The sequence below is a fragment of the Acinetobacter sp. CWB-B33 genome (assembly GCF_039655955.1).
Classification (GTDB): domain Bacteria; phylum Pseudomonadota; class Gammaproteobacteria; order Pseudomonadales; family Moraxellaceae; genus Acinetobacter; species Acinetobacter bouvetii.
Genome location: NZ_JAGFEU010000003.1, coordinates 521,986 through 546,227, shown reverse-complemented (window position 1 = coordinate 546,227; position 24,242 = coordinate 521,986). Strand labels below are relative to the sequence as shown.

Annotated in this window: 22 protein-coding genes; 4 read left to right on the top strand and 18 right to left on the bottom strand. The window is 44.2% G+C overall.

Annotated features, from left to right (window positions below; translation table 11 throughout):
* Window positions 1-18: 18 nt before the first annotated feature.
* The 17 genes from hisS to JZ784_RS11785 all read right to left on the bottom strand — a co-directional run bounded on the left by hisS (window position 19) and on the right by JZ784_RS11785 (window position 18,066).
* Window positions 19-1,314: a histidine--tRNA ligase gene (gene hisS, locus JZ784_RS11865; RefSeq protein WP_346315004.1), complete on the bottom strand. Its 1,296-nt coding sequence runs from the start codon at window positions 1,312-1,314 to the stop codon at window positions 19-21.
* Window positions 1,311-2,426: a flavodoxin-dependent (E)-4-hydroxy-3-methylbut-2-enyl-diphosphate synthase gene (gene ispG / locus JZ784_RS11860; protein WP_130143663.1), complete on the bottom strand. Its 1,116-nt coding sequence runs from the start codon at window positions 2,424-2,426 to the stop codon at window positions 1,311-1,313. The genes hisS and ispG overlap by 4 nt, the downstream gene beginning before the upstream one ends.
* 22 nt (window positions 2,427-2,448) lie before the next feature.
* Window positions 2,449-3,237 carry a DUF4115 domain-containing protein gene (locus tag JZ784_RS11855; protein ID WP_005007480.1) on the bottom strand — a complete coding sequence of 263 codons (789 nt, stop codon included), beginning with the start codon at window positions 3,235-3,237 and terminating at the stop codon, window positions 2,449-2,451.
* A complete protein-coding gene (gene pilW / locus JZ784_RS11850; RefSeq protein WP_346315003.1) occupies window positions 3,228-4,004 on the bottom strand; it encodes a type IV pilus biogenesis/stability protein PilW in 777 nt (258 codons plus the stop codon). Before pilW ends, JZ784_RS11855 begins: the two co-directional genes overlap by 10 nt.
* A gap of 45 nt (window positions 4,005-4,049) precedes the next feature.
* Window positions 4,050-5,285, bottom strand: a complete 1,236-nt coding sequence (gene rlmN, locus JZ784_RS11845; RefSeq protein WP_346315002.1) for a 23S rRNA (adenine(2503)-C(2))-methyltransferase RlmN — start codon at window positions 5,283-5,285, stop codon at window positions 4,050-4,052.
* Window positions 5,286-5,408: 123 nt separating this feature from the next.
* The gene (gene ndk / locus JZ784_RS11840) at window positions 5,409-5,840 is read right to left on the bottom strand and encodes a nucleoside-diphosphate kinase (RefSeq protein ID WP_004647460.1); all 432 of its coding nucleotides are present in this window, start codon (window positions 5,838-5,840) and stop codon (window positions 5,409-5,411) included.
* A 110-nt stretch (window positions 5,841-5,950) separates the two neighbouring features.
* Window positions 5,951-6,151, bottom strand: coding sequence for a Fe-S cluster assembly protein IscX (gene iscX, locus JZ784_RS11835; protein ID WP_005007475.1), 201 nt, complete (start codon window positions 6,149-6,151; stop codon window positions 5,951-5,953).
* 87 nt (window positions 6,152-6,238) lie between these two features.
* Window positions 6,239-6,790: a phosphatase PAP2 family protein gene (locus JZ784_RS11830; RefSeq protein WP_005007471.1), complete on the bottom strand. Its 552-nt coding sequence runs from the start codon at window positions 6,788-6,790 to the stop codon at window positions 6,239-6,241.
* A gap of 34 nt (window positions 6,791-6,824) precedes the next feature.
* A complete protein-coding gene (locus JZ784_RS11825) occupies window positions 6,825-8,099 on the bottom strand; it encodes a glycosyltransferase family 1 protein (RefSeq protein WP_346315001.1) in 1,275 nt (424 codons plus the stop codon).
* 235 nt (window positions 8,100-8,334) lie between these two features.
* Window positions 8,335-8,745 carry a hypothetical protein gene (locus JZ784_RS11820; protein WP_005007461.1) on the bottom strand — a complete coding sequence of 137 codons (411 nt, stop codon included), beginning with the start codon at window positions 8,743-8,745 and terminating at the stop codon, window positions 8,335-8,337.
* Between the two features lie 10 nt (window positions 8,746-8,755).
* The gene (locus tag JZ784_RS11815) at window positions 8,756-11,062 is read right to left on the bottom strand and encodes a fimbria/pilus outer membrane usher protein (protein WP_346315000.1); all 2,307 of its coding nucleotides are present in this window, start codon (window positions 11,060-11,062) and stop codon (window positions 8,756-8,758) included.
* Window positions 11,063-11,079: 17 nt separating this feature from the next.
* On the bottom strand, window positions 11,080-11,814 hold the full coding sequence (locus tag JZ784_RS11810) for a fimbria/pilus periplasmic chaperone (RefSeq protein ID WP_346314999.1): 735 nt from the start codon (window positions 11,812-11,814) through the stop codon (window positions 11,080-11,082).
* A 92-nt stretch (window positions 11,815-11,906) separates the two neighbouring features.
* Window positions 11,907-12,425 carry a hypothetical protein gene (locus JZ784_RS11805; protein ID WP_005007452.1) on the bottom strand — a complete coding sequence of 173 codons (519 nt, stop codon included), beginning with the start codon at window positions 12,423-12,425 and terminating at the stop codon, window positions 11,907-11,909.
* Between the two features lie 965 nt (window positions 12,426-13,390).
* A complete protein-coding gene (locus tag JZ784_RS11800; protein ID WP_346314998.1) occupies window positions 13,391-14,218 on the bottom strand; it encodes a hypothetical protein in 828 nt (275 codons plus the stop codon).
* Between the two features lie 508 nt (window positions 14,219-14,726).
* Complete coding sequence (gene ilvC / locus JZ784_RS11795; RefSeq protein WP_005007441.1) at window positions 14,727-15,743, bottom strand: ketol-acid reductoisomerase; 1,017 nt, start codon at window positions 15,741-15,743, stop codon at window positions 14,727-14,729.
* A 107-nt stretch (window positions 15,744-15,850) separates the two neighbouring features.
* Window positions 15,851-16,342, bottom strand: a complete 492-nt coding sequence (ilvN, locus tag JZ784_RS11790; RefSeq protein WP_005007440.1) for an acetolactate synthase small subunit — start codon at window positions 16,340-16,342, stop codon at window positions 15,851-15,853.
* Window positions 16,339-18,066: an acetolactate synthase 3 large subunit gene (locus JZ784_RS11785; protein WP_018572778.1), complete on the bottom strand. Its 1,728-nt coding sequence runs from the start codon at window positions 18,064-18,066 to the stop codon at window positions 16,339-16,341. The genes ilvN and JZ784_RS11785 overlap by 4 nt, the downstream gene beginning before the upstream one ends.
* A gap of 702 nt (window positions 18,067-18,768) precedes the next feature.
* On the opposite strand from JZ784_RS11785, the gene JZ784_RS11780 reads away from it, so the two are divergent.
* The 4 genes from JZ784_RS11780 (at window position 18,769) to holA (ending at window position 23,624) form a co-directional block, all read left to right on the top strand.
* Complete coding sequence (locus tag JZ784_RS11780) at window positions 18,769-19,092, top strand: DUF4124 domain-containing protein (protein ID WP_346314997.1); 324 nt, start codon at window positions 18,769-18,771, stop codon at window positions 19,090-19,092.
* A 130-nt stretch (window positions 19,093-19,222) separates the two neighbouring features.
* On the top strand, window positions 19,223-21,844 hold the full coding sequence (gene leuS / locus JZ784_RS11775) for a leucine--tRNA ligase (RefSeq protein WP_005007431.1): 2,622 nt from the start codon (window positions 19,223-19,225) through the stop codon (window positions 21,842-21,844).
* A gap of 233 nt (window positions 21,845-22,077) precedes the next feature.
* Window positions 22,078-22,611, top strand: coding sequence for a hypothetical protein (locus tag JZ784_RS11770; protein WP_005007428.1), 534 nt, complete (start codon window positions 22,078-22,080; stop codon window positions 22,609-22,611).
* A gap of 14 nt (window positions 22,612-22,625) precedes the next feature.
* Window positions 22,626-23,624: a DNA polymerase III subunit delta gene (gene holA, locus JZ784_RS11765; protein WP_005007426.1), complete on the top strand. Its 999-nt coding sequence runs from the start codon at window positions 22,626-22,628 to the stop codon at window positions 23,622-23,624.
* Here holA and JZ784_RS11760 read toward each other — a convergent pair.
* Window positions 23,621-24,070, bottom strand: coding sequence for a bacteriohemerythrin (locus JZ784_RS11760; RefSeq protein ID WP_018572776.1), 450 nt, complete (start codon window positions 24,068-24,070; stop codon window positions 23,621-23,623). The two genes, holA and JZ784_RS11760, sit on opposite strands and share 4 nt — an antisense overlap.
* Between the last annotated feature and the right edge of the window lie 172 nt (window positions 24,071-24,242).

The following is a 24,242-nucleotide window of genomic DNA, read 5'->3' as shown; positions in this document are numbered from 1 at the left end:
TTCCTTATGTTTTCTGACTTATTTTGAAGAAAGTTTTTCAATGATAAACGGCACAAAACCGCCTACCGCAACTTCAGCCTGTTCTGCAGTGGCCAATTCCTTAACTAGAACCTGCTGTGCTTCCTGTTCACGCTCACCAAAGATGACCGCAAACAACGCGCCCGCCTGATCCGCTTTTTTCATTTGCGACTTCATCGAACCCTGTGAGCCAACTTTGAGGCGGATGGCGCTGTTTGCATTTTCAAACTGGTCACGGATCTGCTCTGCCAATACCAGCGCTTTGCCTTGCGTAGCCGGATCAGACACCAAGAAGATTTCACAGTCACGCACTGGCGCATGGTCTTCCACTTGCTCAAGAAGCAGCAGCAAACGCTCCATGCCCATCGCAAAACCAACTGCAGGGACAGTTTGATCCGCCTTTCCTTTGAGCTGGCCGACCAAACCGTCATAGCGTCCGCCTGCACAGACAGTGCCTTGCGAACCCAATAAAGTGGTCGTCCATTCAAAGACTGTTTTGTTGTAATAATCTAAACCGCGAACCAATTTTTGATTAATCACAAATTTTACGCCAGCATCCGTCAAATACTGCTGCAATTGCGCAAAGTGATTCATGGTGTCTTCACCCATAAAATCATGCAATTTTGGCGCACTTTCTAAAATTTGCTGTGTTTTGGCATCTTTTGAATCCAAAATACGCAATGGGTTTGTGGTCAAACGGCGCTGTGAATCTTCATCTAAATCAGCTTTGTGTGATTCTAAGAATTCAACCAAAGCTGCGCGGTAAGCTGCGCGCTCATCAGACTCACCTAAAGTATTCAGTTCCAGCTGCACTTTATCCGCTACGCCCATGCGTTTCCATAAGCGCGCTGTCATCAAAATCAGTTCTGCATCCTGATCTGGTGTAGACACGCCAAAGGTTTCCACACCAAACTGATGGAACTGGCGGTAACGGCCCTTCTGCGGCTTTTCATAGCGGAACATTGGCCCCACATACCAGACGCGCGGCGCTGCGCCGCGAAGCAGATTATGTTCCAGCATGGCGCGTACACAGCCTGCTGTGCCTTCTGGACGCAAAGTCAAAGACTCAGGCGGGTTGCCTTTATCTAAGAAGGTATACATTTCTTTTTCAACGATATCCGTTGCATCACCGATAGAGCGTTTAAACAGATTGGTCTGTTCAACAATCGGCAGACGGATTTGCTGATAGCCATACGCATCCATTAAAGATGCTAAATGCTGCTCGAGACGTCTCCACGCAGGTGTTTGCGTTGGAAGGATATCGTTAAAACCTTTAATTGCGACAATTGAACTCATGATTTACTGCGTATAATTTCTTTAGATTTTGCTTCTTCAAGCGCCTTAACTCGTTGACGAACCATCGTTTCGATTTCATCAACCAGCTGATTTGTGTCAATTAAATGACTTTTCTCGCCATTACGATACACGAGAGAACGCGGACTTGCACCTACCACGCCAATATCGGCTTCTTTGGCTTCGCCCGGGCCATTCACTTTGCAGCCAATCACAGAGACATCCATGGGCGTGCGCACATCTTCCAAACGCTCTTCCAAGGCCTGCATCACTTTAATGACATTAAATTCCTGGCGTGAGCAGCTTGGACAGGCAATAAAGTTAATGCCGTTTGAACGCAGTCCCAGTGATTTCAAAATATCAAAACCGATTTTGACTTCTTCTTCCGGCTCGGCCGCAAGCGAGATGCGCATGGTATCGCCTATGCCTTCCATCAGCAGGCCGCCTAAAGCAATGGCAGACTTCACGGAGCCTGTACGGTAAACACCAGCCTCAGTCACACCCAGATGCAATGGATTGTCAATTTGCGCCGACAGCAAGCGATAGGCATCCATAGTTAAAAAGACATTCGATGCTTTGACTGAAATTTTAAATTCCTGAAAATCCAAGCGGTCCAGAATATCAATATGGCGCATGGCGGATTCCAGCAATGCCTGCCCTGTCGGCTCGCCATATTTTTTCTGAATATCTTTTTCTAAAGAACCCGCGTTCACGCCAATCCGCATAGAAATATCATTATGGCGGGCAGCCGCCACTACTTCGCGGATTTTCGCTTCTGAACCAATATTGCCGGGGTTGATGCGCAGGCAATCTGCGCCTAAATCAGCGACACGCAACGCAATTTTATAGTCGAAGTGAATGTCTGCAACTAAAGGTACAGTGACGCGTTTGCGAATCTCGCCAAAAGCTTCAGCCGCCTCCATACTCGGTACAGAAACACGCATGATATCGGCACCGACATCAGCGCAGCGCTGAATTTGCGCTACGGTCGCATCAACATCGCAGGTTTCTGTATTGGTCATGCTTTGAATGCTGATCGGGGCATCACCGCCCACGTATACAGAACCGACACGGATTTTTCGAGTTGGACGGCGTTGAATTGGATTTACAATCATTATTTCACTCTACCCCTAGCCATTAACGAGATAAACGGAAGTCAGCTTTGCCGTTTACGGTATATGGCGACAATGAAATACTTTCATTATTTAAACTTAATGACACAGCTTCCGCGTCATCCAGACGGATTTGGAATGGCGCCTCACCATTCAGGCTCAGTGCAGATGACTGGCGGCCAGTGGCAAGAACTTTACCTGTGGAATCGACAATATTCACCGATGTTGGACGGCTGAAGTTCAAACTCAATTGATCCCCTGAAGCAGACGCAGCGCCGCCAGCACTCATGACCTGCACTTCAGGCTGCGCTTGCGCATCAGCCACTGCCGCATCTTTACTGCCCGACATGTTCTGAACAACAGACACCAAAACAGCCAGCACGGCAATCACCGCCACGGCAATCAGGCCGCGCTTCATCCACTTGCGGTTGCGGTCACGGTTTGAACCTGGGAGCTTGCCCATAATTCGGATTGGGGAATTATTTAATGCATGGTTCGGCAGCATGCCGGTATCGTTAGCGTAAATATCATCAAAACGCTGAATAATACTGGTTGCGTCCACTTTTAAGTATTTAGCATAAATACGGTAATAGCCCTTAATGAACGTTGCTTCCGGCAGAGTTTTATATTCGTCCTGCTCCAGCGCTGTTAGGGTTTTTACAGGAATATTCAATTCCTTCGCCGCATCATCCAGCTCAAGCTTTTGAGTCATGCGGATCTGGCGCAAGTACTCACCTGGACGCTGAACATTTCCTAACGCATTGGGAGCTGCGCTCGAAGGATTCGATTGCGGTGAATTAGGATTTACTTCCATACGGCCTCAGTACTGTACTGTAATTGCAAATAACGCTGGTATTCAGGGCTTTCCGGGTAAAGCGCGCGAAGCTGGTTCACCAGCACCTGCATACCCATTTTATCCCCATTCGCACGTGCAATGCGCATACCAAGCCAAAGCGCACGAGCGCCTTGGTTCTGCTGCCCCACTGCACGTACGAACTGTTCATACATTTGCGTTGCGGCAGCGGTTTGCTGGTTCAAATAAAAAATTTCCGCCAACTCTAGCATTGAAACATAAGAATCACGATTGGCTTGCAAAGCCTGTTTGAATGTTTTTTCAGCATTCGCAACATCGCTCAGTTTCAAGTAAATTTGGCCTGCGTTTTCAAGCGATTTGGAGCGCTGATCATAACCTAATGTAGCGCCAGCAATGATCAATTGCTCGAGCGCATCATTATAGCGCCCAACTTGGTATAAATACGTACCATAGTTGTTACGCGCCTGCGCATTTTTAGGCTCTGCAGAAATCGCTTTACGGAAATAACCATCGGCTTTTTCCATATTCAGCTTACTGCCTTCCTGCTGCAATAAAATACCCATTGCCATATTAGCTTGCGCATCCCGCGGATTTTGCTCCAGCGCCTGATCAAGTGTGCGCTTAGCGACATCCAAATCACCGCTTTTAATATACTCCACAGCCATTTGAGCACGCACCTTGGCTGCTTTTTCCGGATCTTTTTTTCCCAGCGAATCTGATGTTTGACACGCAGTCAGCACTGCCGCCGACAGACAGAAAGATGTCATCAAAGCAAATTTATACGTTAAGGTTCTCAATTGACGGCCTCTTTATTATCCTTGCGAACGCAGAATCTCATTTTGCTGCGCCACTTTTTTCTTCCACTGTTCTGCACGGCGGGTACGGTCTGCAACTTGCCCCACAAGCTGTCCGCACGCGGCATCAATATCATCGCCGCGTGTCTGACGAATCGTACACACAAAACCGGCATCAGACAAAGTTTTTTGGAAAGAAATAATCCGGTTGCGGCTCGAGCGGCCATACGGCGCATGCGGAAATGGATTAAATGGAATTAAATTAATTTTGCTTGGCAGATTTTTCAGCAGCTTAATCATTTGCTGTGCATGTTCAGGATGGTCATTGACGCCATCCAGCATCACATATTCAATGGTGACGTGTTTGCGTGAACTTTCATTGCCGTCTTTAGCGATATAGCGCTGACATGCAGCAATCAGCTGCTCCAATGGATACTTTTTATTGATTGGCACCAGCTCATTGCGCAGCTCATCATTTGGCGCATGCAATGAAATGGCCAAAGCCACATCTATGTCTTTGACTAACTGATCAATTTTAGGAACTACACCTGACGTTGACAAGGTCACGCGGCGTTTAGACATGCCGTAGGCAAAATCGTCCAGCATCGTCCGCATTGAATTCAAAACAGCATCATAGTTTAAAAGCGGTTCACCCATGCCCATCATGACCACATTGGTTACCGAGCGTTCGCGCTCAAGTACAGGCACATCTTCCATATAAGAATAGTTGGCCATCCACAGCTGGCCAATAATTTCAGCTTGGCTTAAATCACGTTGGAAACCTTGTTTACCCGTCGAACAGAATGAACAGTCTAATGCACAGCCGACTTGTGAAGAAATACACAAAGTACGGCGAAGGCCGCTGCGATGTTCAGCAGGAATTAAAACGGTTTCAACCAATGAACCCGCGCCTTCACCGACACGGAACACCCATTTACGGGTACCATCTTTAGAATAATTTTTATGCACCACTTCTGGCGCTTTGATTTCGCAAATCTTTTCCAGCTTTTCACGCAATTTACCTGAAATATTGGTCATTTCAGCAAAATCAGTCACGAAGAACTGATGAATCCATTTCATCACCTGTCCTGCACGGAATTTCTTCTCGCCCATGTCTTCGAAGAATTTTTCCATTTGCGGACGCGACATGCCGAGTAAATTCACTTTCTCCACAGCATTTTGCTGCGCAGGAGCGGATGGAGATTGCTGCTGTTCAGCTGAAACCGCAGAGACAGAGACTACTTCAGTACTCATGTGTAATTACCTAAACCATGTCTAAAGATGAAAGGAGAAGCTCAATAAACGAGCAAAGTTTTATTCAGGGAATAAAAAAACCAGATAAGCATGATAACACTTATCTGGCTTGAATACTTCGAATTAACGAGTACGCGGAGCAATCTCAGTTTGAGCGAAGAAGTAGTTAACTTCACGGTCAGCAGATGCTACAGAGTCAGAACCGTGAGCAGCGTTTTCGTCGATGCTTACAGCGAAGTCAGCGCGGATTGTGCCTGGAGCAGCTTCTTTAGGGTTAGTTGCGCCAAGGATGTCACGGTGAGCAAGAACTGCGTTTTCGCCTTCAAGAACTGAAACAACAACTGGACCAGAAGTCATAAATGCAACTAGGTCAGCAAAGAAACCGCGTTCTTTGTGCTCAGCATAGAAGCCTTCAGCTTCAGCTTGAGTCAAGTGTTTCATTTTAGTTGCAACGATTTGAAGGCCCGCTTTTTCGAAACGAGCAAAAATGTCGCCAATGTGGTTTTTAGCAACTGCGTCTGGTTTAACGATAGATAAAGTACGTTCGATAGCCATGATAGGCTCCTTAAGTCATAATGTTGACAGGAAAATTTGGCGCATTATACCCAATAATGCGCTATTTTCTGCTTTTCAAATGTAAAAAAATTGCTTTTTTCGATGAGCCCCTAGCTGGCTTCATCAATCCAAGCCATTTGAATCGCTTCCAGCAAACCTTCTGTTGATTTATCCGGGTTGTCTGAAAAATCAGGCAAAGCGCACACCCAGGCATGCAGATCTGTAAAGCGGATCCATTGCGGATCTACATCCGGATGCGCTTCATAAAGCTCAATCGCGATGTCAATGGTATCTGTCCAGCGTAAACCCATGGGTCTTCCTAACATCTTTTAATGATGCCGTACTTTAACAAAATTTTCGAAACCTGCACCACCTTCAAAGTGCATTCATGCCATTTTTTATAGCGCAATATTGCACAGCGGCGCGCTGAGAACGATGCCGCTGGCAACCGCTCCGCCAATCATGGCGCCAACCGCGACATCGCTTGGATAATGCAGCCCCAGCACCATGCGGGACAGCGCCACCAGCACCGTGAAAGGCAGCATTAAAACCAGCAGAATCGGCTGCACATAGCCTAAAACCGTCGTCGTCATCACCGCATGCAGCGTATGGCCGGAAGGAAAGCTGAAATGATCCAGCGGACGCTCGCCCAAACGAATCACCTGATGCACTTGATAAGGCCGCGGACGCACAGTTTTCTTTTTTAACAGTTTATAAATACTGGTTCCGACTGAACCGCCCAGCATTAAATACAGCATTTGCAGCCCATACATCAACCCTTGCAGGATCCACACGGCAGCCAGCATGACATACCAGAACATGCCATCACCCAGACGGCTGATGATTTTAAAAAATTGCGCCACCCGTTCTGAGCGGGAAAATGTGTTGAGATAAATACAGCCTTTTAAATCGAGATCAAGCATTCTTATTTTTGCATTTTTAAGTTTCACTGTTCTCTCCTCGAGCGCTTTGGCTTGGCTTAAATCATTGCAGGATCGCCTTTGCCGCTGAATACAACGCCTGTTCGAATTGCTGAACGGGATATTGCCAGCCAATATCCTGAATATCCTCTCTTGCTTTCAGCCCCATGCGCTTCAGCGCCTGCCTGTCAGGCAATTGATGAATGCGCTGGATAAATGCGGCCGTATCACCCAATTGGCACAGCCATCCCGTTTGCTGGCGCACGTGCTGCTGTGCGCAGGCATAATCATAAGCGATAACAGGCAAACCGCTTGCCATTGCTTCCAGCACAACATTGCCAAAGGTTTCGACCTGGCTGGCAAAAACGAAAACATCTGCGCTGGCATAGGCTTCTGACAACTTTGCATCACTCAAGCTGCCGGTAAAAATCACTTGCGCCGCAGGATTTAACCGCTGCAGTTTTTGACGCTCAGGGCCATCTCCGACAATTACCAATACCGTTTTCTGCCTGCTGATTTTTTGCATTGCAGTGAATGCATTGACAATCACATGCACTTCTTTTTCTGGCGACAGCCTGCCGACATACAGCAGCACCTTGGTCTGTTCATCTGCGCCCCACTGCTGGCGCAGCTGAGATGAAGCGTGCTTAGGATGAAAACAGTCTACATCCACCCCGCGGCCAACCACAGCCATTGGGCAGCGCACTCCTAAATCTAGCAAAGATTGTGCCGTATCTTTGCTTGGCACACAGGTCAATTGTGTATTGTTATGAAACCAGCAAAGATAATGCTGAATCGGCTTCAGCAAGAATGCCAAATCAAAGAACCGGCTAAAATCATGAAATGCTGAATGAAAACCGCTGGACACCGGGATATTCCTAACTTTCGCCGCCTGCAGCGCCGCCAAACCCAATGGTCCTTCCGTGACAATATGCACCACATCAGGCGAAAACTCACCAATTGCGCTGGATACTTTTAAAAATTGCGGCCAGCCAAACTTGAGAGATGGATAGCGCGGAATAGCCTGCGCCATCACCAAACATTCCTTATTCGGCGAAAAATGGCCGCTGACCCGTTTCTGCTGCGGACGGATTAAAAGAATTTTATGCCCCTGCTGCTGCAGGCCTTTGCATAATTGCAGCAAAGATAGGGCGACACCGTTAATTTCCGGCGGCCATGTTTCAGTTACGACAGCTATTTTAAGCCGCGGCCGCACCAGATCATTCAGCACGCGGTGCTCATTTTGAATATATTGCGTATTTTTATTCTTAAAATAAAACTTAAAATTTTCTGGAACGTCTTGTTGTTTTAAATGACCGAATGCAGATAGCTGTTCCATATCTTACCTATCATTTGAGTTTTACCCCAAGTATAGGAAGCGTTTCTTTCAATTTAATGATGTTTCGATGACAGTTCCAATATGGCTTAACGGCGCAAAAATGCGCCTCAATTAAAATTTCCTATCACGCTCCTTAAAAAAACAGCCGCCCCGCATAGGCATAGGCGGCTGCTGATCACTAGGGCTAGATCAAAAGAGGAACCTTGCCGCAGATCAAACCGATATAAACAGTTTCTTAAAAAATTAAGCTGATATACAAATCATCCGTATAGTCGCCCGCCGGCGTCATAGCATTTGGCCGCTCAATCAGCTGCACAGTGACTATATACTGATCAGATCCTGATTGAGTCATAGGTGTCCCCCAGCGGGAACCGGAACCTCCTGAAATATTCATCTGCGTTTGCAAACGCCCTAAACGGCCATTGGTTAAATAGCTTCTGCCCGATACACCCTCAGCATTGCGCGTTCTAAACTGAATCGCATATTTCAAATCACAATTCACCTTAAAAGACAGCGCTGACCGTGTTTGTGACGTTGCATTCAGCTGAAGCTGACTCGAACTCATTCGATCAATTTGGCATTGCTGGGCATGACCGCTTGCGGCAATCACCAGCCCAGCCAAGCCTAATAAATATTTAATGTTCATCACGCACTCCTTACTTACAGACAACACGCAACGGTTGAGAACTGGCTTCTGCCTCTTTCGCCTCCTTCTCAGTAATATTCACATCAAATGAACAAGTTGCGTTATCGCCATATAGAACTGACATTGTATGGGTTCCAGCAGTCATGCCATATACAGTTACCGATGCATCCGATGTAATTGGATATACATCCCCATTCGCTAGATGAAGTTCAGAACCCGGTTTAAAGTTTGCGCCATTGATATCTTGCGGATGCAGCGTCAGGATAAACGTATGCTGAATTGGAAAATCAACCACATAGCCGCGCTGATTTAGTGTCGTTAATGGTTTAGATGAAACCTCATATTTTTCTTCTATTGGCAGCTGATTTTCATCAAAACCAATATCATATTTAATATAAGGAACAATATCATGCACAAAGGCATAGCCTTTCTTATTGGTTTTTTCCACGTGGTTTAATGCGCTTAATACATCAATATCTGAGTAATTACCCACCTTAACCAAAGCAAATGCATTATTAATGGATTTCGTAAAATTAACTTGCCCATCCAAAAATGCAATTGCTCCGCTGTATCCGATGGTTGAATCTGTTTCATGCTCATACTGATAATGCTGAATGCTCAGGTCGCCCGCGCGGGTTTTTGCAACCACGTTCAAGCTGGCAATATTTTCATCCTGGCGGCGGTTGGCGCCAATGGCATAATCCAAGCCAACTTGGCGCCCGCTGTCATGCACATATTGCACACTGGCATTGCTATTCTCTGATGCATAGTTCAAATAGACTTTATTTCGGGTATCAAAATTATAGGTTATGTTTAAGATACCGCCGCTGTCCTTAATCGCCCCAAAGCGTTCAAAGTAGCCCAATCCGAACGAAATATTATTCCCTATCTGCCTGTTAAAACCGATATTGAAAATTTTGTCATCATTAAAGGGGTTGCTGCCGCCCTGATAATATTTTTGTTCTGCATAACTCATGTTTATATTTTGAAAAAAAGGCACTTCGCTAAAGGTGACATAGGCAAAGTTTTCAAACTTAGGCACTGCATTATCCTGCAGCGGATCATCTCCGACATAGCTAAAATTATCTTCAGCATATTTGGAGCTGATCCCCAAGGACATCCGGCTGAATTCCTTACTTAAAGACAAGCCATATAAAAATCTTGAACCGTCATTGGAATGCGCATTGATAACAAGGGCATCTAAAACCACAAAATACGGCAATCCTTGTGTCCAAGTGATTCCCGTATTTTGCAAATCCTGCGTATATGAAATATTGGTGCCCAAAGAGGTGGTTTCACTTAGCCCTCTGCGGTAATAAAGATTGGTTAGAAAATCCCGGTAATCATTGCTTGAGGTGTAATAGTTATAGCGGAGTTTTCCTAAAGAGATATTGTATTCACTCAGCCCTTTACGCAGCAGTTTATTATTGATGAGGATGGGCAATGTTCTAACGCTTCGATTGCCCAGTACATCCTCAACAACAATCTGCGCATTGCCGGTGTAGTTGACCTGTGAACCCGTCTGCAGTACATAATCACCAGGACTGACCTTTTGATTATATATTTTCACACCATTCATATACAACTCTACGGTAGACGGCAATCTCGCTGTACCTTGCAATTGCGGCGTATTCCAATAAACAAAGCCCGGGCGTTCCAAATAATTTGTGCCCCAGTTGATCCCGGCAAACCGCAGCGAATTGAAAAATGGATTAGAAACTGTGGTTGCATCACCTAAAGTTAATTTGGTGAGCTTATCTGGAAAATCAAAATCGAGGCTGGTGCCGATACGCACGGTTTTTTCATCCATTGCCTCGCTGTTATACAGCATTGAATTTTTAAAAAACCAATAGTCCTTAAAAATACCAAGATCGACCAGTCCATTGTATCCAGTCAAAAACTCAGAATTGTTATATTGCACTTCATAATTAATAAACCCGCCCAAGTTAGCCTTTTCCGGCCGGTCAAATTCATAAAGCCCGTAACGGCTAGTTAAAAAAAACCGACTGGGGATGGTCAGCTTAATCGCCTGGCTTTCTTCATCAAAATCAGCTTTCAATTGATCATTTGAGACCAAACAGAAGTCATTGGCGCCATCCAGCTGGCTCAACAATTTAGCATCCACATTGCGTTCAGTCAGCAAAGCGCATTCAATATAATAATTTGCATCCCGTTTAATTAATGTTGCATCTACATTTTGATTAAGATTATTTATCCATAAATTGGCAATAAATTTTTCAGATGGCAAATCACCGGCATGAGCGCTGACGACCAAAAAAAAATTCACCATGACTATTATTTTTTTATTTATAGCCATATTGATTCTCCCAATAATTAGTTAAATAATTTCATCTCAACTGCTTTTTTCGAGTTATTTGTTTCTAGTACTACGCTATATTTTTTTGGATCTGTTAAATTGATATTTTTTAAATCATAAAATATTTTGTGCTTAGCCAGCACATAAGCCATTGTATCATTGCTGAAAATTACTTTTCTTTGCTCATCCAGCAGTTTCAGATTAGTCACTTGCACATGGGAATTTGCAAGGTTATTTAAAATCAGGTGCCCATTTTTTACCTCAAAATTAACTTTAACATTATCCTGCTTGCCCACAAACAAGGGTAAATTAAAATTAACTAAAAATTTCACCATCATTTGATTGCCCACTGGGGTAATTTCATCGATGATAATTCTCCATGCCTGCTCCTCTGCTGTATTTAAACCTTGGGCAACTGACGGTGTAAAACCGACCCGTATCGCCTGTTTTTTATTCGGCTGTAAAATAAAATTTTTAGGATTGATAATAATATTATTATCAGGTTCCAGGACGTTTTCACCCTGTTCTGTTTGCGCCCACTTAAATACCTTGACTTCAAAAACCCGCTTCTCTGTTTCATCAACAGATTCCAAAGTCAGTGTTGTCGATTTCAGCTTATTCGGGTTGTCTATAAACAGCTGTACAGGTGAGACTGAAACCCCAGCAAAAGCTTTGATGGCAAACAGCAGCGATGTCATAAAAACCAATAAATTTTTTTTCATTATTTCGCTCTTTTTTTTAATTGTAATCAATCTGACTCATTGCTGGCAACAAGTCAGATTTTGCATTCTGCTTTCTTATTTATACTGTACTAAACCTTACTATGGTCAGTAAATAGCCACTTTTAGTAATATACACGGATTTTGTATGTATCAGTGTAATCACCAGCAGCTGCGGTTGCTGGAACAGCAACTTTGGTGCGCGCTGTCACAGTGAAATTATCAACTGACATGCCTGCATAGTTATTGTTGCCCCAAGTTGGAGCAGCTGGGCCGGCACTGCCTGAAGTTTTCGCAGTGGTAATCACTGTGTCAATTGTATTGCTGCCATTCTTCACAAACGTATTGTTGCTGGTATTGGCATTTGCTGTAGTTAAGTTCAAAATATAATGCGTATTTGTGGTTACGCTATAGCTTGAAGTCACATTGCTTGCATCTGTTTTTAACACCAGATCTTTCGGATCAGAAATAGTGCATTTTTTAGGCACGGTTAATTTAATTGGAATATCTCGGCTGCAGCCTAGATCAGTACAGCCCTGCCAGCGATCGTTATCGCCGCCTTTAGCAGCATCGTCTGCAAAAGCGCCTGCTGAACATGCACCTAGTACTAATGCTGCTAGAGCAGCTTGTGTCATTTTATTCATGATGGATTCTCCATAAATTTATTATCTAGCCACCACTTATTCGAATAGGATTGTTTAGCGATACTGATCATTAAGTCATTTAATCTAATCAATCTTCATTTCTTCCAAGGGCATAACCATTGTTCAACAAAATTTATAAAAAAGAATTTATATTGCATTTTTCACACAATGTGTGAATTACATCACATATTTACACGAATAGAGCGTTAATTTTCATGTTTATTATGAATTTATAAATTTGTTTCACAATATTGCAATCAAAATCTTGATAAAAAAAAAGAATGCGCAAATGTTTTGTTGATTTTTCAGCGCCTAAATAAATGTTATTTCATTAATAAGTTTTTCCACTTAAATTACATTAAATTACATTAAACCCCGATTTTTCTTCATTTTTAGCTTATTTACATCTATTTTATTTTACTATTCATCTATTTTTTTAAACATTTCCTATCATGTATTAAATGTTGATAAGTTTAATAAATACGAATACCCAAAATTAGGGATTGTTTCTTGAACAAAACTTGATATTTTCAGACTAAAAAATACACAATATGTCACAAATTTACAAAATTATTTGAAGGATTTCAAACTCCACATAAAAAACAAACACAGAGGAATTTTAAAAACCGCCTTCCTCTTAAGTGAAAAATACTGCATTTATTTCATTTTTTTACTGCCTACAGCACGCTTTGCTTAATTTTTCCCTTCCCGCCTCAAGCAGCTATTCTCTAATCTTCAGCGCTTGCATTTAAATACCCCGCTGTACTGCAGCCATTTTAAACAAGCACAATCATTGACTCTTGCCCGCCTCAATGAATTGAGTATTCTACAAAAGCCAATACGCCCCCCCTGCATGTTCACCTTTATGACAATAAAAAAACGCAGACCTGAACGACAAATCTGCGTTTTACAAAAATTGGCATGAAAATCAAGCAATGCAGCTTTAACTCACACAGGATTCCATCTTATTCTTGAATACGGTTCAATAGGCCATTTTGCACTTGATACAACTGGGCATTTCCAAAATCTATCTGCTGCTTTTCGCCATGCAATGCAGGAAAGCCAGCTATTTTTTCTAACTGCGGTGAGCGCTGAAATTGCTTAGTCTTTGGATTATACATCCAATAAATAAAGCGCTTATCCTCAACTTTCCGGCTGTCAGAAGTATCCGCCAGCACAACATCGTAATAGCCATCAAAATTAACATCCAGAAAGCCAATACTGCCTGCATAGGCCGTAAATCCCGTTAAACTCTGCATCACAGAATTATTGGCTTTATTAATAATATCCAGCCGCTTTAAAGCTTTTCCGTAGGGCTGACTTTCACCTTCGGCGCCATAAAATTTAAATACAATGATCGGCTTATCAGCCGCCTTGAAAGCTGGCTCGAAGTATATAGCGGCATTTTCTGCTGCATCTGATGATGTCAGTACAGATGCCATTAAACCCGTATTGGCGTCCAGCTTGCCACTCAATTCATATTTGGGCGCCGACTCATCCATGCTGTCGACGCTGACGGATTTAAGATTCAGCTGATCCCCTTTTTGATTTCCCTTAAAGGCAATGCTTTTAGTTTCCGCCAAATCTTTCAGCACCCCATGCGGATTCCATATGCCCGCATATAAATCTAAAAAGTAACGGCCATCGGTCGATCGCAGCATTCTCTGCATAGAGACCCGGACACTGCCAATGGATTTCAGCTGCTCATTGCCCGATGGAACAGCAGGGCTTTCGGCGGAACTTAGGCTTGAAAAAGCTAATGCAGCAATACAAAGGAGAGTTTTTTTATTCATTGCGGAGCCACACTCAAAAAAAGAATGATTTATGAGTAATGTATCACAACATTTTTGCAACAGCGTGAAACGCTTTTTATGAGTTTTGCAGCAAAAGCATAGCGGTTTGACTTATATTTTTTCAAGCATCCCATTTTCAACGTCCGCGCAACACTTTGCAGTTCTAAATACATAAACTCCGCCAATTCAAAATTGCAGATTAAGCAAAGTATCCTGCGAAATTTTCAGCTCTTGAAGATACATGCCGTACCGTAAAAACTGATTGAATCCTCCAAACAAGAGACATCTAAACCTTAAGCCTCCAATAGTTTCAAGCCCGCATCAACGCCTGCATATTAATAAAAACTGTTCTTTTTACAGTTCTAAAATCAACTCAATCAAAAACGTCATTCTTTTCTTGGTCTAAAATCCTGCCCGCTTGACTCTTTTAAGGTACGTAATTTTGTTCTTCCCATCCCAATAAAAAAACCCACTCAATCGAGTGGGTTTTTTAAAAGAAAACTAAAACTTAGTTTTTCTCTTTATCTACGATTTTATTCGCTTGGATCCAAGGCATCATTGCACGCAACTTGTTACCCGTTACCTCGATACCGTGAGCAGCATTTTGACGGCGGCGCGCAGTCATCGATGGGTAGTTCAATGCACCTTCTTGAATGAACATCTTCGCATATTCACCAGATTGAATACGTTTAAGCGCATTGCGCATTGCTTCACGAGACTGTTCGTTGATTACTTCAGTACCAGTCACATATTCACCGTACTCAGCATTGTTTGATACTGAGTAGTTCATGTCCGCGATACCACCTTCGAACATCAAATCAACGATTAACTTAAGTTCATGTAAGCATTCGAAGTAAGCCATTTCAGGCGCATAACCAGCTTCAACCAAAGTTTCGAAGCCCATTTTAACCAACTCAACCGCGCCGCCGCAAAGAACTGCTTGCTCACCGAATAAGTCAGTTTCAGTTTCTTCACGGAAAGAAGTTTCGATGATACCTGTACGGCCGCCGCCTACGCCTGAAGCATAAGAAAGCGCAACGTTACGTGCATTACCAGAAGCATCTTGGTGGATCGCGATTAAGTCAGGAACACCTGAACCGCGCTGGTATTCAGAACGCACTGTGTGGCCTGGCGCTTTTGGAGCAACCATAATTACATCTAAGTCAGCGCGCGGCACAACTTGGTTATAAAGAATAGAGAAACCGTGAGCAAATGCCAAAGTTGCGCCTTCTTTAATGTTTGGTTCGATCACGTCGCGGTAAAGCTGAGATTGGAACTCATCTGGAGTTAAAATCATCACCACGTCAGCTTGCGCAACAGCAGCAGGAACTTCAGCAACTTTAAGACCTGAATTCTCAGCTTTTTTCCAAGAAGCAGAATTAGCGCGCAAACCAACAGTTACGTCTACGCCGGAATCTTTAAGGTTAAGCGCATGTGCGTGACCTTGAGAACCGTAACCAATAATCGCTACTTTTTTACCTTGGATGATGGATAAGTCTGTGTCTTTATCATAAAAAATTTGCATTGCTGTCTCCGCTTAAATGCTTTGTTTCCTTACTTAATAAGTGAGTTCTTATTTTCACTCAATTAAGTTCCTCTCTCTAAAACAAGAGAGGATGTATTTGTTAAAAATTAGATTGTTAAAACTTTTTCGCCGCGGGCGATACCAGATACGCCTGAACGAACGACTTCCAGAATGGTATTTTCAGCCAAGGCATCAATAAAGCCATCAATTTTTTCAGTCGTACCCGCAATCTGAATGGTATAGGTCGTCGGTGTTACATCGACAACTTGCGCACGGAAAATATCCGCTGTGCGTTTAATTTCAGCACGCGCTGCGCCTAAAGCTTTTACTTTAATCAGCATCAGCTCACGCTCAATGTGCGCGCCTTCAGACAAATCAACCACTTTTACCACTTCAACCAATTTATTCAGTTGCTTGGTAATCTGTTCAATCTTGTGGTCATCGCCGTAAGTGGTCAGCGTAAGACGAGATAATGTCGGATCTTCAGTCGGTGCAACATTTAAAGTCTCAATGTTGTAATTGCGCTGAGAAAACAGGCCAACCAAACGGGAAAGCGCGCCAGCTTCGTTTTCTACGAGTACAGAGATAATGTGTCTCATTGTGTACGCTCCCCTTTGCCTAACCACATATCCTTCATTGACTGACCAGCAATCAGCATTGGATATACATGCTCTGAACGGTCAACCATCACGTTAATAAATACGCACTTGTCATTGATCGCCATGGCTTCAGCCAACTTAGACTCAAGCTCATCCGCATGGTCAATTTGAATACCAACGTGACCATAAGCTTCCATCAGTTTTGCAAAGTCAGGCAATGACTCTACATAGGAACTTGAATGGCGGCCTTCGTAGTTCATATCCTGCCATTGTTTTACCATGCCAAGCGCACGGTTGTTTAAGCACAAGATTTTCACATTCAAGCCATACTGCTTACAGGTAGACAGCTCTTGAATACACATCTGGATTGAAGCTTCGCCAGTGATACACACTACTTGCTGATCCGGGAACGCAAGCTTGGCTGCCATCGCATATGGCAAGCCCACACCCATCGTACCTAGGCCACCTGAGTTGATCCATTGACGTGGACGCGTATATTTATAGTACAGCGCGCCAAACATTTGATGCTGGCCAACGTCTGAAGTAATAATCGCTTGGCTATTGGTAATTTTGTCTAAAGCGGCAACGACTTGCTGCGGCTTCATTGTACCGTCAGTCGTTTTCTCATACTTCAAGCCATGAACTTGACGCCATTCATCAATTTGCTTCCACCAATCCGCAATGATTTCTGGATTTGGCTTAGATACATTCAACTGTTTCAATTGCGCCAGCATTTCCTGCAATACAGGTTCTACCGCGCCCACAATTGGGATGTGCGCCATGATGGTTTTCGAAATTGTCGCAGGATCAATGTCAATATGAATGACTTTAGCGTTTGGACAGAATTTCGCAGGGTTGTTAGTTACACGGTCATCAAAACGCGCGCCGATACACAGAATCACATCTGCATTGTGCATCGTCATGTTGGCTTCGTATGTACCATGCATGCCCAGCATACCGATAAATTGCGGATCATTGCCCGGGAACGCGCCTAGGCCCATCAAAGTATTTGTTACTGGGTAACCTAGCAAATGCGCAAGTTCAGTCAATTGCTCAGAAGCATTGCCTTGAACAACACCACCGCCTGAATATATAACAGGACGCTTCGCGTTAATCAGCTCATCAATCGCTTTGCGGATTTGGCCAGAGTGGCCGCGGTGCGGCGGCTGGTATGAGCGCATCTTCACTTTTTCAGGATATTCGTAAGCGAATTTTTCTGCAGGATTGGTTGCATCTTTAGGAATATCAACAACAACAGGTCCTGGACGGCCTGAAGATGCGATATAAAATGCTTTTTTGATAATTGCAGGAATTTCACTGGCATGACGCACTTGGAAGCTGTGCTTCACGATTGGACGTGAAATACCCACCATATCTGTTTCCTGGAACGCATCTTCACCAATTAAATGCGAAGCAACTTGACCAGACAAAATCACCATTGGGATTGAGTCCATATAAGCTGTTGCGATTGGAGTTACAGTATTGGTTGCGCCTGGGCCCGAAGTGACCAGCACTACACCCGTTTTACCTGTTGCACGCGAATAAGCATCTGCCATATGGCCCGCAGCTTGTTCATGACGCACGAGGTAATGATTGATTCGTTCTTGTTGAAATAGCGCATCGTAAATATGCAATACTGCGCCGCCTGGGTATCCAAAAACATGTTCAACGCCTTCGTCCGCCAATGCGCGAACAAGCATTTCACCACCAGATAAAAGTTCCAACGTGATTCACCCTAATCTTTTTTTCACCGCCAAATGGGAGACATTTGGGGCAGTTCATTTGTTAACTGTATGCACTGTTATAGCACACATATTTCATAGTTTTCATGGCAATAGGAAAAATTTGTGATCTGACTGCTGTTTGAGCAATATGAGATCTAAAACCTGCTGGGATAAGCATGTTTTATTCACTTTGTTCAGCTTCTCGGCTAGAGAAGTTGTCCATTGCATGACATGACACTTATTCGAAGGGTGATCGACTAAGGCATTTAAAACTAAAACAGCATTTTTGTTGTTTCGACTATTAAAGTCAAGTTTAAAAATTAGCTTTTTTCTGTTTATTTACAGACCGTTTATTTTTTAAGCTTCGGGTAATCTGCCAGCGCCGCTTTTATTTTCAGATTTTTAAGAAGAAAACGCCAAATGATTAAATTATTTTATATATTAGATAAATATATTTAATTAATATAAGCCGGCGAAACGGCCCGCTTAACGCATTCGCGCATGGCCTGAAGCCAGACTGCAGGAATGACAGGCTAATTTTCAGCCGCATGCTGCAATTTTTACAGCACAGCATTCTATCTGCGCCATTTATCCCATCCGCTTCAAAAATTTATAGCATCAAGGTAAAAAAAAGCGCAAAATTTTATTTTTTAATGCAGGCTAAAACTGCATTTTGGATACAGTCAAGGAAAAGAATTCATCATGAAAATGACTTTTTTAAAATTGGGGAATGCACTTACTGCACTTGCGCTGATTTTCACCGCACAAAGCAGTCTTGCACAGAATTTTTATAAATGGGTGGATGCTAAAGGTTCAACGCATTACACCGCTACTCCGCCGCCAAAATCGGCCAGTAAAAAAGGAAAAGTTGAAACCTACGGCTGGAAAAATTCATCAGCTGCGCCTGCTGCACAGAATGAAGCCAGTCCTGCTGCAGAAGCGGCGGCAAAAGAAGCTGAAAAAGCAGTCCAAGAAAATAAGCCTGCAAATATTCCTCAAATTCCTGCTGAAGAGATGCCGAAGTAGTTTTCTGAATTTAATTCCGCTGCAGCCTGCAGCTCCAATCGCAGAAAAGCAGGCGCAAAATTCACTTTTCAATGCATTTTGCGCTATGCTGTACCACACAGTTTTTTAACCATTACGCTCAAATACATTTATGACTACTCATATTGACCCTGAATATCAAGCAAGTGCGATTGAGCCCCAAGTCCAGAAAGACTGGGAAGATCGCAAATCGTTTAAAGTTGCAGACACGGTAGAAGGCCCTCATCGTTATATCCTCTCGATGTTTCCTTATCCAAGCGGCAAACTGCATATGGGTCATGTGCGTAACTACACCATTGGCGATGTCATCAGCCGTTTCCACCGCCTCAAAGGTGAAACAGTCCTGCAACCGATGGGCTGGGATGCTTTCGGCCTGCCTGCTGAAAACGCGGCGATTGCCCATCAAGTTGCACCGGCAAAATGGACCTTTGAAAATATTGCCTATATGCGTGACCAATTGAAAAAATTGGGGCTTTCAGTCGACTGGGATCGTGAATTTGCGACTTGTACGCCTGAGTACTATCACTGGGAACAATGGTTATTTGTTCAGCTGTATAAAAAAGGCCTGATCTACCGCAAACTGTCTACAGTGAACTGGGATCCAGTGGATCAAACCGTTCTGGCCAATGAGCAAGTTGAAAACGGCCGCGGCTGGCGCTCTGGCGCATTGGTTGAAAAACGCGATATTCCAATGTATTACTTCCGCATCACTGACTATGCGCAAGAATTATTAGACGATTTAGATACTTTAAAAGACGGCTGGCCACAGCAGGTCTTGACCATGCAGCGCAACTGGATTGGCCGCTCACAAGGGATGGAAATCACTTTCCCTTCTGCCAATCCTGAAGTTTATGCAGACGGTTTAACGGTATATACCACACGTGCGGATACCCTAATGGGTGTCACCTATGTTGCGGTTGCAGCGGAACATCCTTTGGCTTTAAAAGCGGCTGAAAGCAATGAAACTCTAAAAGCCTTCATTGAAGAATGCCGCATGGGTTCAGTGGCAGAAGCTGACCTTGCCACTGCCGAAAAGAAAGGCATGGCAACTGGCCTTTCTGTGAAGCATCCTGTGACAGGTGAAGAAGTGCCTGTCTGGATCGCCAACTACGTGCTGATGTCTTACGGTTCAGGCGCAGTGATGGCTGTTCCTGCACATGATGAGCGCGATTATGAATTTGCCAATAAATTTGATTTAAACATCAAACAAGTGATTGATGCCAAAGGCGCTGACGATGCTGAGTATTCTGCAACTGAATGGCAAGAATGGTACGGTTCTAAAGAAGGCAAATTGGTCAATTCAGGCGAATTTGACGGTCTAGAGTTCCAAGCTGCATTTGATGCATTCCTGGCTAAATTAGAACCGCAAGGCTTGGCAAACGCTAAAGTTCAATTCCGCTTACGCGACTGGGGCGTATCCCGCCAGCGTTATTGGGGTTGTCCAATTCCAATGATCAACTGCGACAAGTGCGGCCAAGTGCCAGTGTCAGAAGAACAGCTTCCTGTTGTACTTCCGACAGATGTTGTTCCGGATGGTTCAGGCAACCCATTGAATAAAATGCCTGAATTCTATCAAACCACATGTCCATGCTGCGGCGGCGAAGCGCGCCGTGAAACCGATACTTTGGATACGTTCGTAGAGTCTTCTTGGTATTATGCACGTTACGCTTCACCTGACTTTACCGGCGGTTTAGTTAAACCTGAAGCAGCCCAATCATGGTTGCCGGTGAATCAATATATCGGCGGTGTAGAACATGCGATTCTGCATTTGCTTTATGCACGCTTTTTCCACAAATTGATGCGTGATGAAGGCGTCGTGCAAGGCAATGAACCATTCACCAACCTTTTAACGCAAGGCATGGTGCTTGCAGATACCTTCTATCGTGAAGCTGAATCAGGCAAGAAAACTTGGTTTAACCCTGCCGATATCGAACTTGAACGTGATGAAAAAGGCCGTGTTCTTTCTGCAAAATATACAGGCGATGGTCAAGAAGTTGTCGTTGGCGGTCAGGAAAAAATGTCGAAATCGAAAAATAACGGTATCGACCCGCAAGCGATTATTGATCAGTACGGCGCAGATACGGCGCGCGTATTTATGATGTTCGCTGCGCCGCCTGATCAATCACTTGAATGGTCGGATGCCGGTGTTGAAGGCTCTAACCGTTTCTTGAAGCGGGTATGGCGTTTAGTTTCCGGGTTCCTTGAAAAAGGCAACGATGCAACTGCGTTTGATGTGGCTCAGCTTTCAACTGAAGCGCAAGACCTGCGCCGCAAAACCCACGAAACCATCCAAAAAGTGGGCGATGACATTGAACGCCGCCATGCATTCAATACCGCCATTGCCGCAATGATGGAATTGCTGAATGCCAACAACAAGTTTGAAGCCAAAGATGATAATGATGTTGCGGTTGCCCGCGAATCCATTACCGCTTTGCTGACTTTGCTTGCGCCTTTTGCGCCGCATTTAAGTCAGACTTTATTGGCTCAATTCAATATCGATTTGACTTCAGTGCTGTTCCCGGCTGTGGATGCGTCTGCGTTAACGCGCAATACGCAAACTATCGTGGTTCAAGTCAACGGCAAACTGCGCGGCAAATTGGAAGTATCAGTTGATGCCTCTAAAGATGACATCTTGGCGCAGGCGAAAGCACTGCCTGAAGTGCAGCAATTCTTGACGGGCCCAACCAAGAAAGAAATTGTGGTGCCGAATAAATTAGTGAATTTGGTGGTTTAAAATCCTTACGCCCCTTCTCCCTCTGGGAGAAGGCTGGGATGAGGGTTGTTAAATCAATTAACCTCTCCCTAACCCTCTCCTAAAAGGAGAGGGAACTTAAGGAATAAAACAATTCCCAAACAAAGCCCGTTGCCAGTCAGCGGGCTTTGACTTTACAATCCCATGCATTGAACAAAACAATATTCATCTCAAAACTGCCTATAAGTTTGAGAAAACCTATCAGAGGATACCGCATGCATTTGGTTCAACGCGCTGCAGCAATCGTATTAACCTTGGGTCTAGGTGCAGGCTTGACGGGCTGCGGCTTCCATTTAAAAGGCACCAATCCTAATGTTGCGCCGGTCACTTATGCCAACATGAAACTGGCTTTGCCCAAAGATACCGAAGAACTTGAAGAAAAATTGAATATTTACTTAGGCGCTGCCGGAATTAAAATCAATAACGACGCTCAGGCCTATACGCTGCGCGTACTGGACTATACGCCGCGCCGCATGGAGCTGAATGGCAAGCTGGTTGAAACACTGCTCCGCCTGAGTGTCACTTTCCGCATTGAAGATGCGCAAGGCAACCCGGTCACAGAACCGCGCACGGTTATGGCGACACGCACCTATCAATATGATGTCGCAACAGTGAATACTGATGATCAGGAACAAAAATTCCTGAATCAGGTGATCATTGATGATGTGGCGCAGCAGATTGCCCGCCAAATTGCATCGAACCGCCTGCCGCTGGCAATTCAGCGCACAGCAGCGCCAGCTGCCAAATAAGCTGAACTGTATTTATGAAGCTCGATTACCTGCAAGCGCTTAAGCGTGTCGATGAAGCCCGCGGCGCATGGGTGCTGCATGGTCAGGAACCGCTGCTGGAACAGAATCTGATTGATGCATTCCGCGCCAGCTGGCATAAGCAGGATATCGAACGGCAGCGCTATGACATCAGCAGCGTCAGTGACTGGAAAACCGTATTTAATGCGCTGAACAGCCTATCGCTGTTTTCCAGCCAGCTGGCTATTGAAGTTCATGGCAGCATTAAGCCTGATGCCAATGGCCTCAAAGAGCTGAAAAGCTATATTCAGCACAATGAGCACAACCTCCTGCTGGTTGTGATGCCCAAACAGGATGCCAGCAGCCTGAAAACGGCATTTTTTCAAGTCATTGACGCCAATGGCGTGAATGTTGCGCTCACAGCAAATTATCCGAAAGACCGTCAGCAAATTTTAGCTGCCGAAGCGCAAAAGCTCGGGATCAAGCTGGCCAATGATGCATGGCAATGGCTAGAACAGCATCATGAACATAACCTGCTGGCGGCTAAAAACAGCCTGATGCGGGTCAGCGACACATTTTCAGATGTCGAGATCATTCAAATTGATCATCTGTATTCTTGCCTGCAGGATCAGTCCCGCTACACAACTTATGATATGAATGACGCGCTGCTGCAGGGCAACTTGGCGCAGGCTGTTAAAATTTTTCAGTACCTGATCGCTTCTGGCGAACCGATGTCACTCATCCTTTGGAGCATCAGTAAAGAAATGCGCCTGCTGATGGCGCTGTTTGAACAGCCGCAAAATGCATTGCAGCTGGGAATTTGGAAAACCAAAATCAGCCTGTATCAGCAGGCATTGCGCCGCCTGGATGCCAATGTTTTCTTGACTTGGCCTGCCCTGCTGCTGCGCATTGATGCCTCCATCAAAGGCCTAGGCGATGAAAACCCTGAACATTTGGTGCTGCAAGCGATTGCCAGCCTGTGCGGCAAAACTTTATTTGCACCGTCAATGGCTTAACTGAAGAAACGCGAAAACCAGCTTTTGCCTTTTTTCTGTTCCTGCGCGCGCAAATAGTGCAGCATATTGTCTCTCACACTATCCACATAGTCCTGATCATCATGCTGAATATGGTTAATCAGCCACTTTGACAATAAGCGGTACAAGTCATTTTCGATCGATTCCCCAAGCTCAAATTTTTGACGGTAATCATTCAGCCGCTTGACAAATAATTCGTGAATGCCTCTGTGGGAGGGCAAATACTGATAATGCACTTGCTCCAGTAAATTTTCTTCAAAGCTGAAATGCGATTGCGTATAGTCAATCAGATCGTTTAAGACCTCTCTGATCTTATCGCGCTCTCCGCTGACTCTAATTTGATCCAAAGCATTAATATAATCTAAAATTTGGCGGTGCTGATGATCAATCACATCGATGCCGATATTATAGCTGTCATTCCACTCCATCATTTACCCCTTATAAATTTCCATATTCAAGAAATATTTCCTGCACAATTGTTATGCAAATCTTTCTTATTCTTAATCCCATAATTTTTTTATGGGATTTGATCTTACAATTTTTTATTCTTGAAAGCTATAGACATAAGATATAATTTTCAAACTTATTCAGCTGAATTAA

Coding starts and splice junctions, on each gene's coding strand:
- JZ784_RS11780 (WP_346314997.1), top strand. CDS start 18,769: ATGAAAATGACTTTTTTAAAATTGGGGAATGCACTTACTGCACTTGCG.
- ilvN (WP_005007440.1), bottom strand. CDS start 16,342: ATGAGACACATTATCTCTGTACTCGTAGAAAACGAAGCTGGCGCGCTT.
- rlmN (WP_346315002.1), bottom strand. CDS start 5,285: ATGAGTACTGAAGTAGTCTCTGTCTCTGCGGTTTCAGCTGAACAGCAG.
- leuS (WP_005007431.1), top strand. CDS start 19,223: ATGACTACTCATATTGACCCTGAATATCAAGCAAGTGCGATTGAGCCC.
- iscX (WP_005007475.1), bottom strand. CDS start 6,151: ATGGGTTTACGCTGGACAGATACCATTGACATCGCGATTGAGCTTTAT.
- JZ784_RS11825 (WP_346315001.1), bottom strand. CDS start 8,099: ATGGAACAGCTATCTGCATTCGGTCATTTAAAACAACAAGACGTTCCA.
- JZ784_RS11770 (WP_005007428.1), top strand. CDS start 22,078: ATGCATTTGGTTCAACGCGCTGCAGCAATCGTATTAACCTTGGGTCTA.
- ndk (WP_004647460.1), bottom strand. CDS start 5,840: ATGGCTATCGAACGTACTTTATCTATCGTTAAACCAGACGCAGTTGCT.
- JZ784_RS11805 (WP_005007452.1), bottom strand. CDS start 12,425: ATGAATAAAATGACACAAGCTGCTCTAGCAGCATTAGTACTAGGTGCA.
- JZ784_RS11815 (WP_346315000.1), bottom strand. CDS start 11,062: ATGGCTATAAATAAAAAAATAATAGTCATGGTGAATTTTTTTTTGGTC.
- pilW (WP_346315003.1), bottom strand. CDS start 4,004: ATGACATCTTTCTGTCTGTCGGCGGCAGTGCTGACTGCGTGTCAAACA.
- holA (WP_005007426.1), top strand. CDS start 22,626: ATGAAGCTCGATTACCTGCAAGCGCTTAAGCGTGTCGATGAAGCCCGC.
- JZ784_RS11800 (WP_346314998.1), bottom strand. CDS start 14,218: ATGAATAAAAAAACTCTCCTTTGTATTGCTGCATTAGCTTTTTCAAGC.
- JZ784_RS11855 (WP_005007480.1), bottom strand. CDS start 3,237: ATGGAAGTAAATCCTAATTCACCGCAATCGAATCCTTCGAGCGCAGCT.
- JZ784_RS11820 (WP_005007461.1), bottom strand. CDS start 8,745: ATGAACATTAAATATTTATTAGGCTTGGCTGGGCTGGTGATTGCCGCA.
- JZ784_RS11760 (WP_018572776.1), bottom strand. CDS start 24,070: ATGGAGTGGAATGACAGCTATAATATCGGCATCGATGTGATTGATCAT.
- hisS (WP_346315004.1), bottom strand. CDS start 1,314: ATGAGTTCAATTGTCGCAATTAAAGGTTTTAACGATATCCTTCCAACG.
- ispG (WP_130143663.1), bottom strand. CDS start 2,426: ATGATTGTAAATCCAATTCAACGCCGTCCAACTCGAAAAATCCGTGTC.
- ilvC (WP_005007441.1), bottom strand. CDS start 15,743: ATGCAAATTTTTTATGATAAAGACACAGACTTATCCATCATCCAAGGT.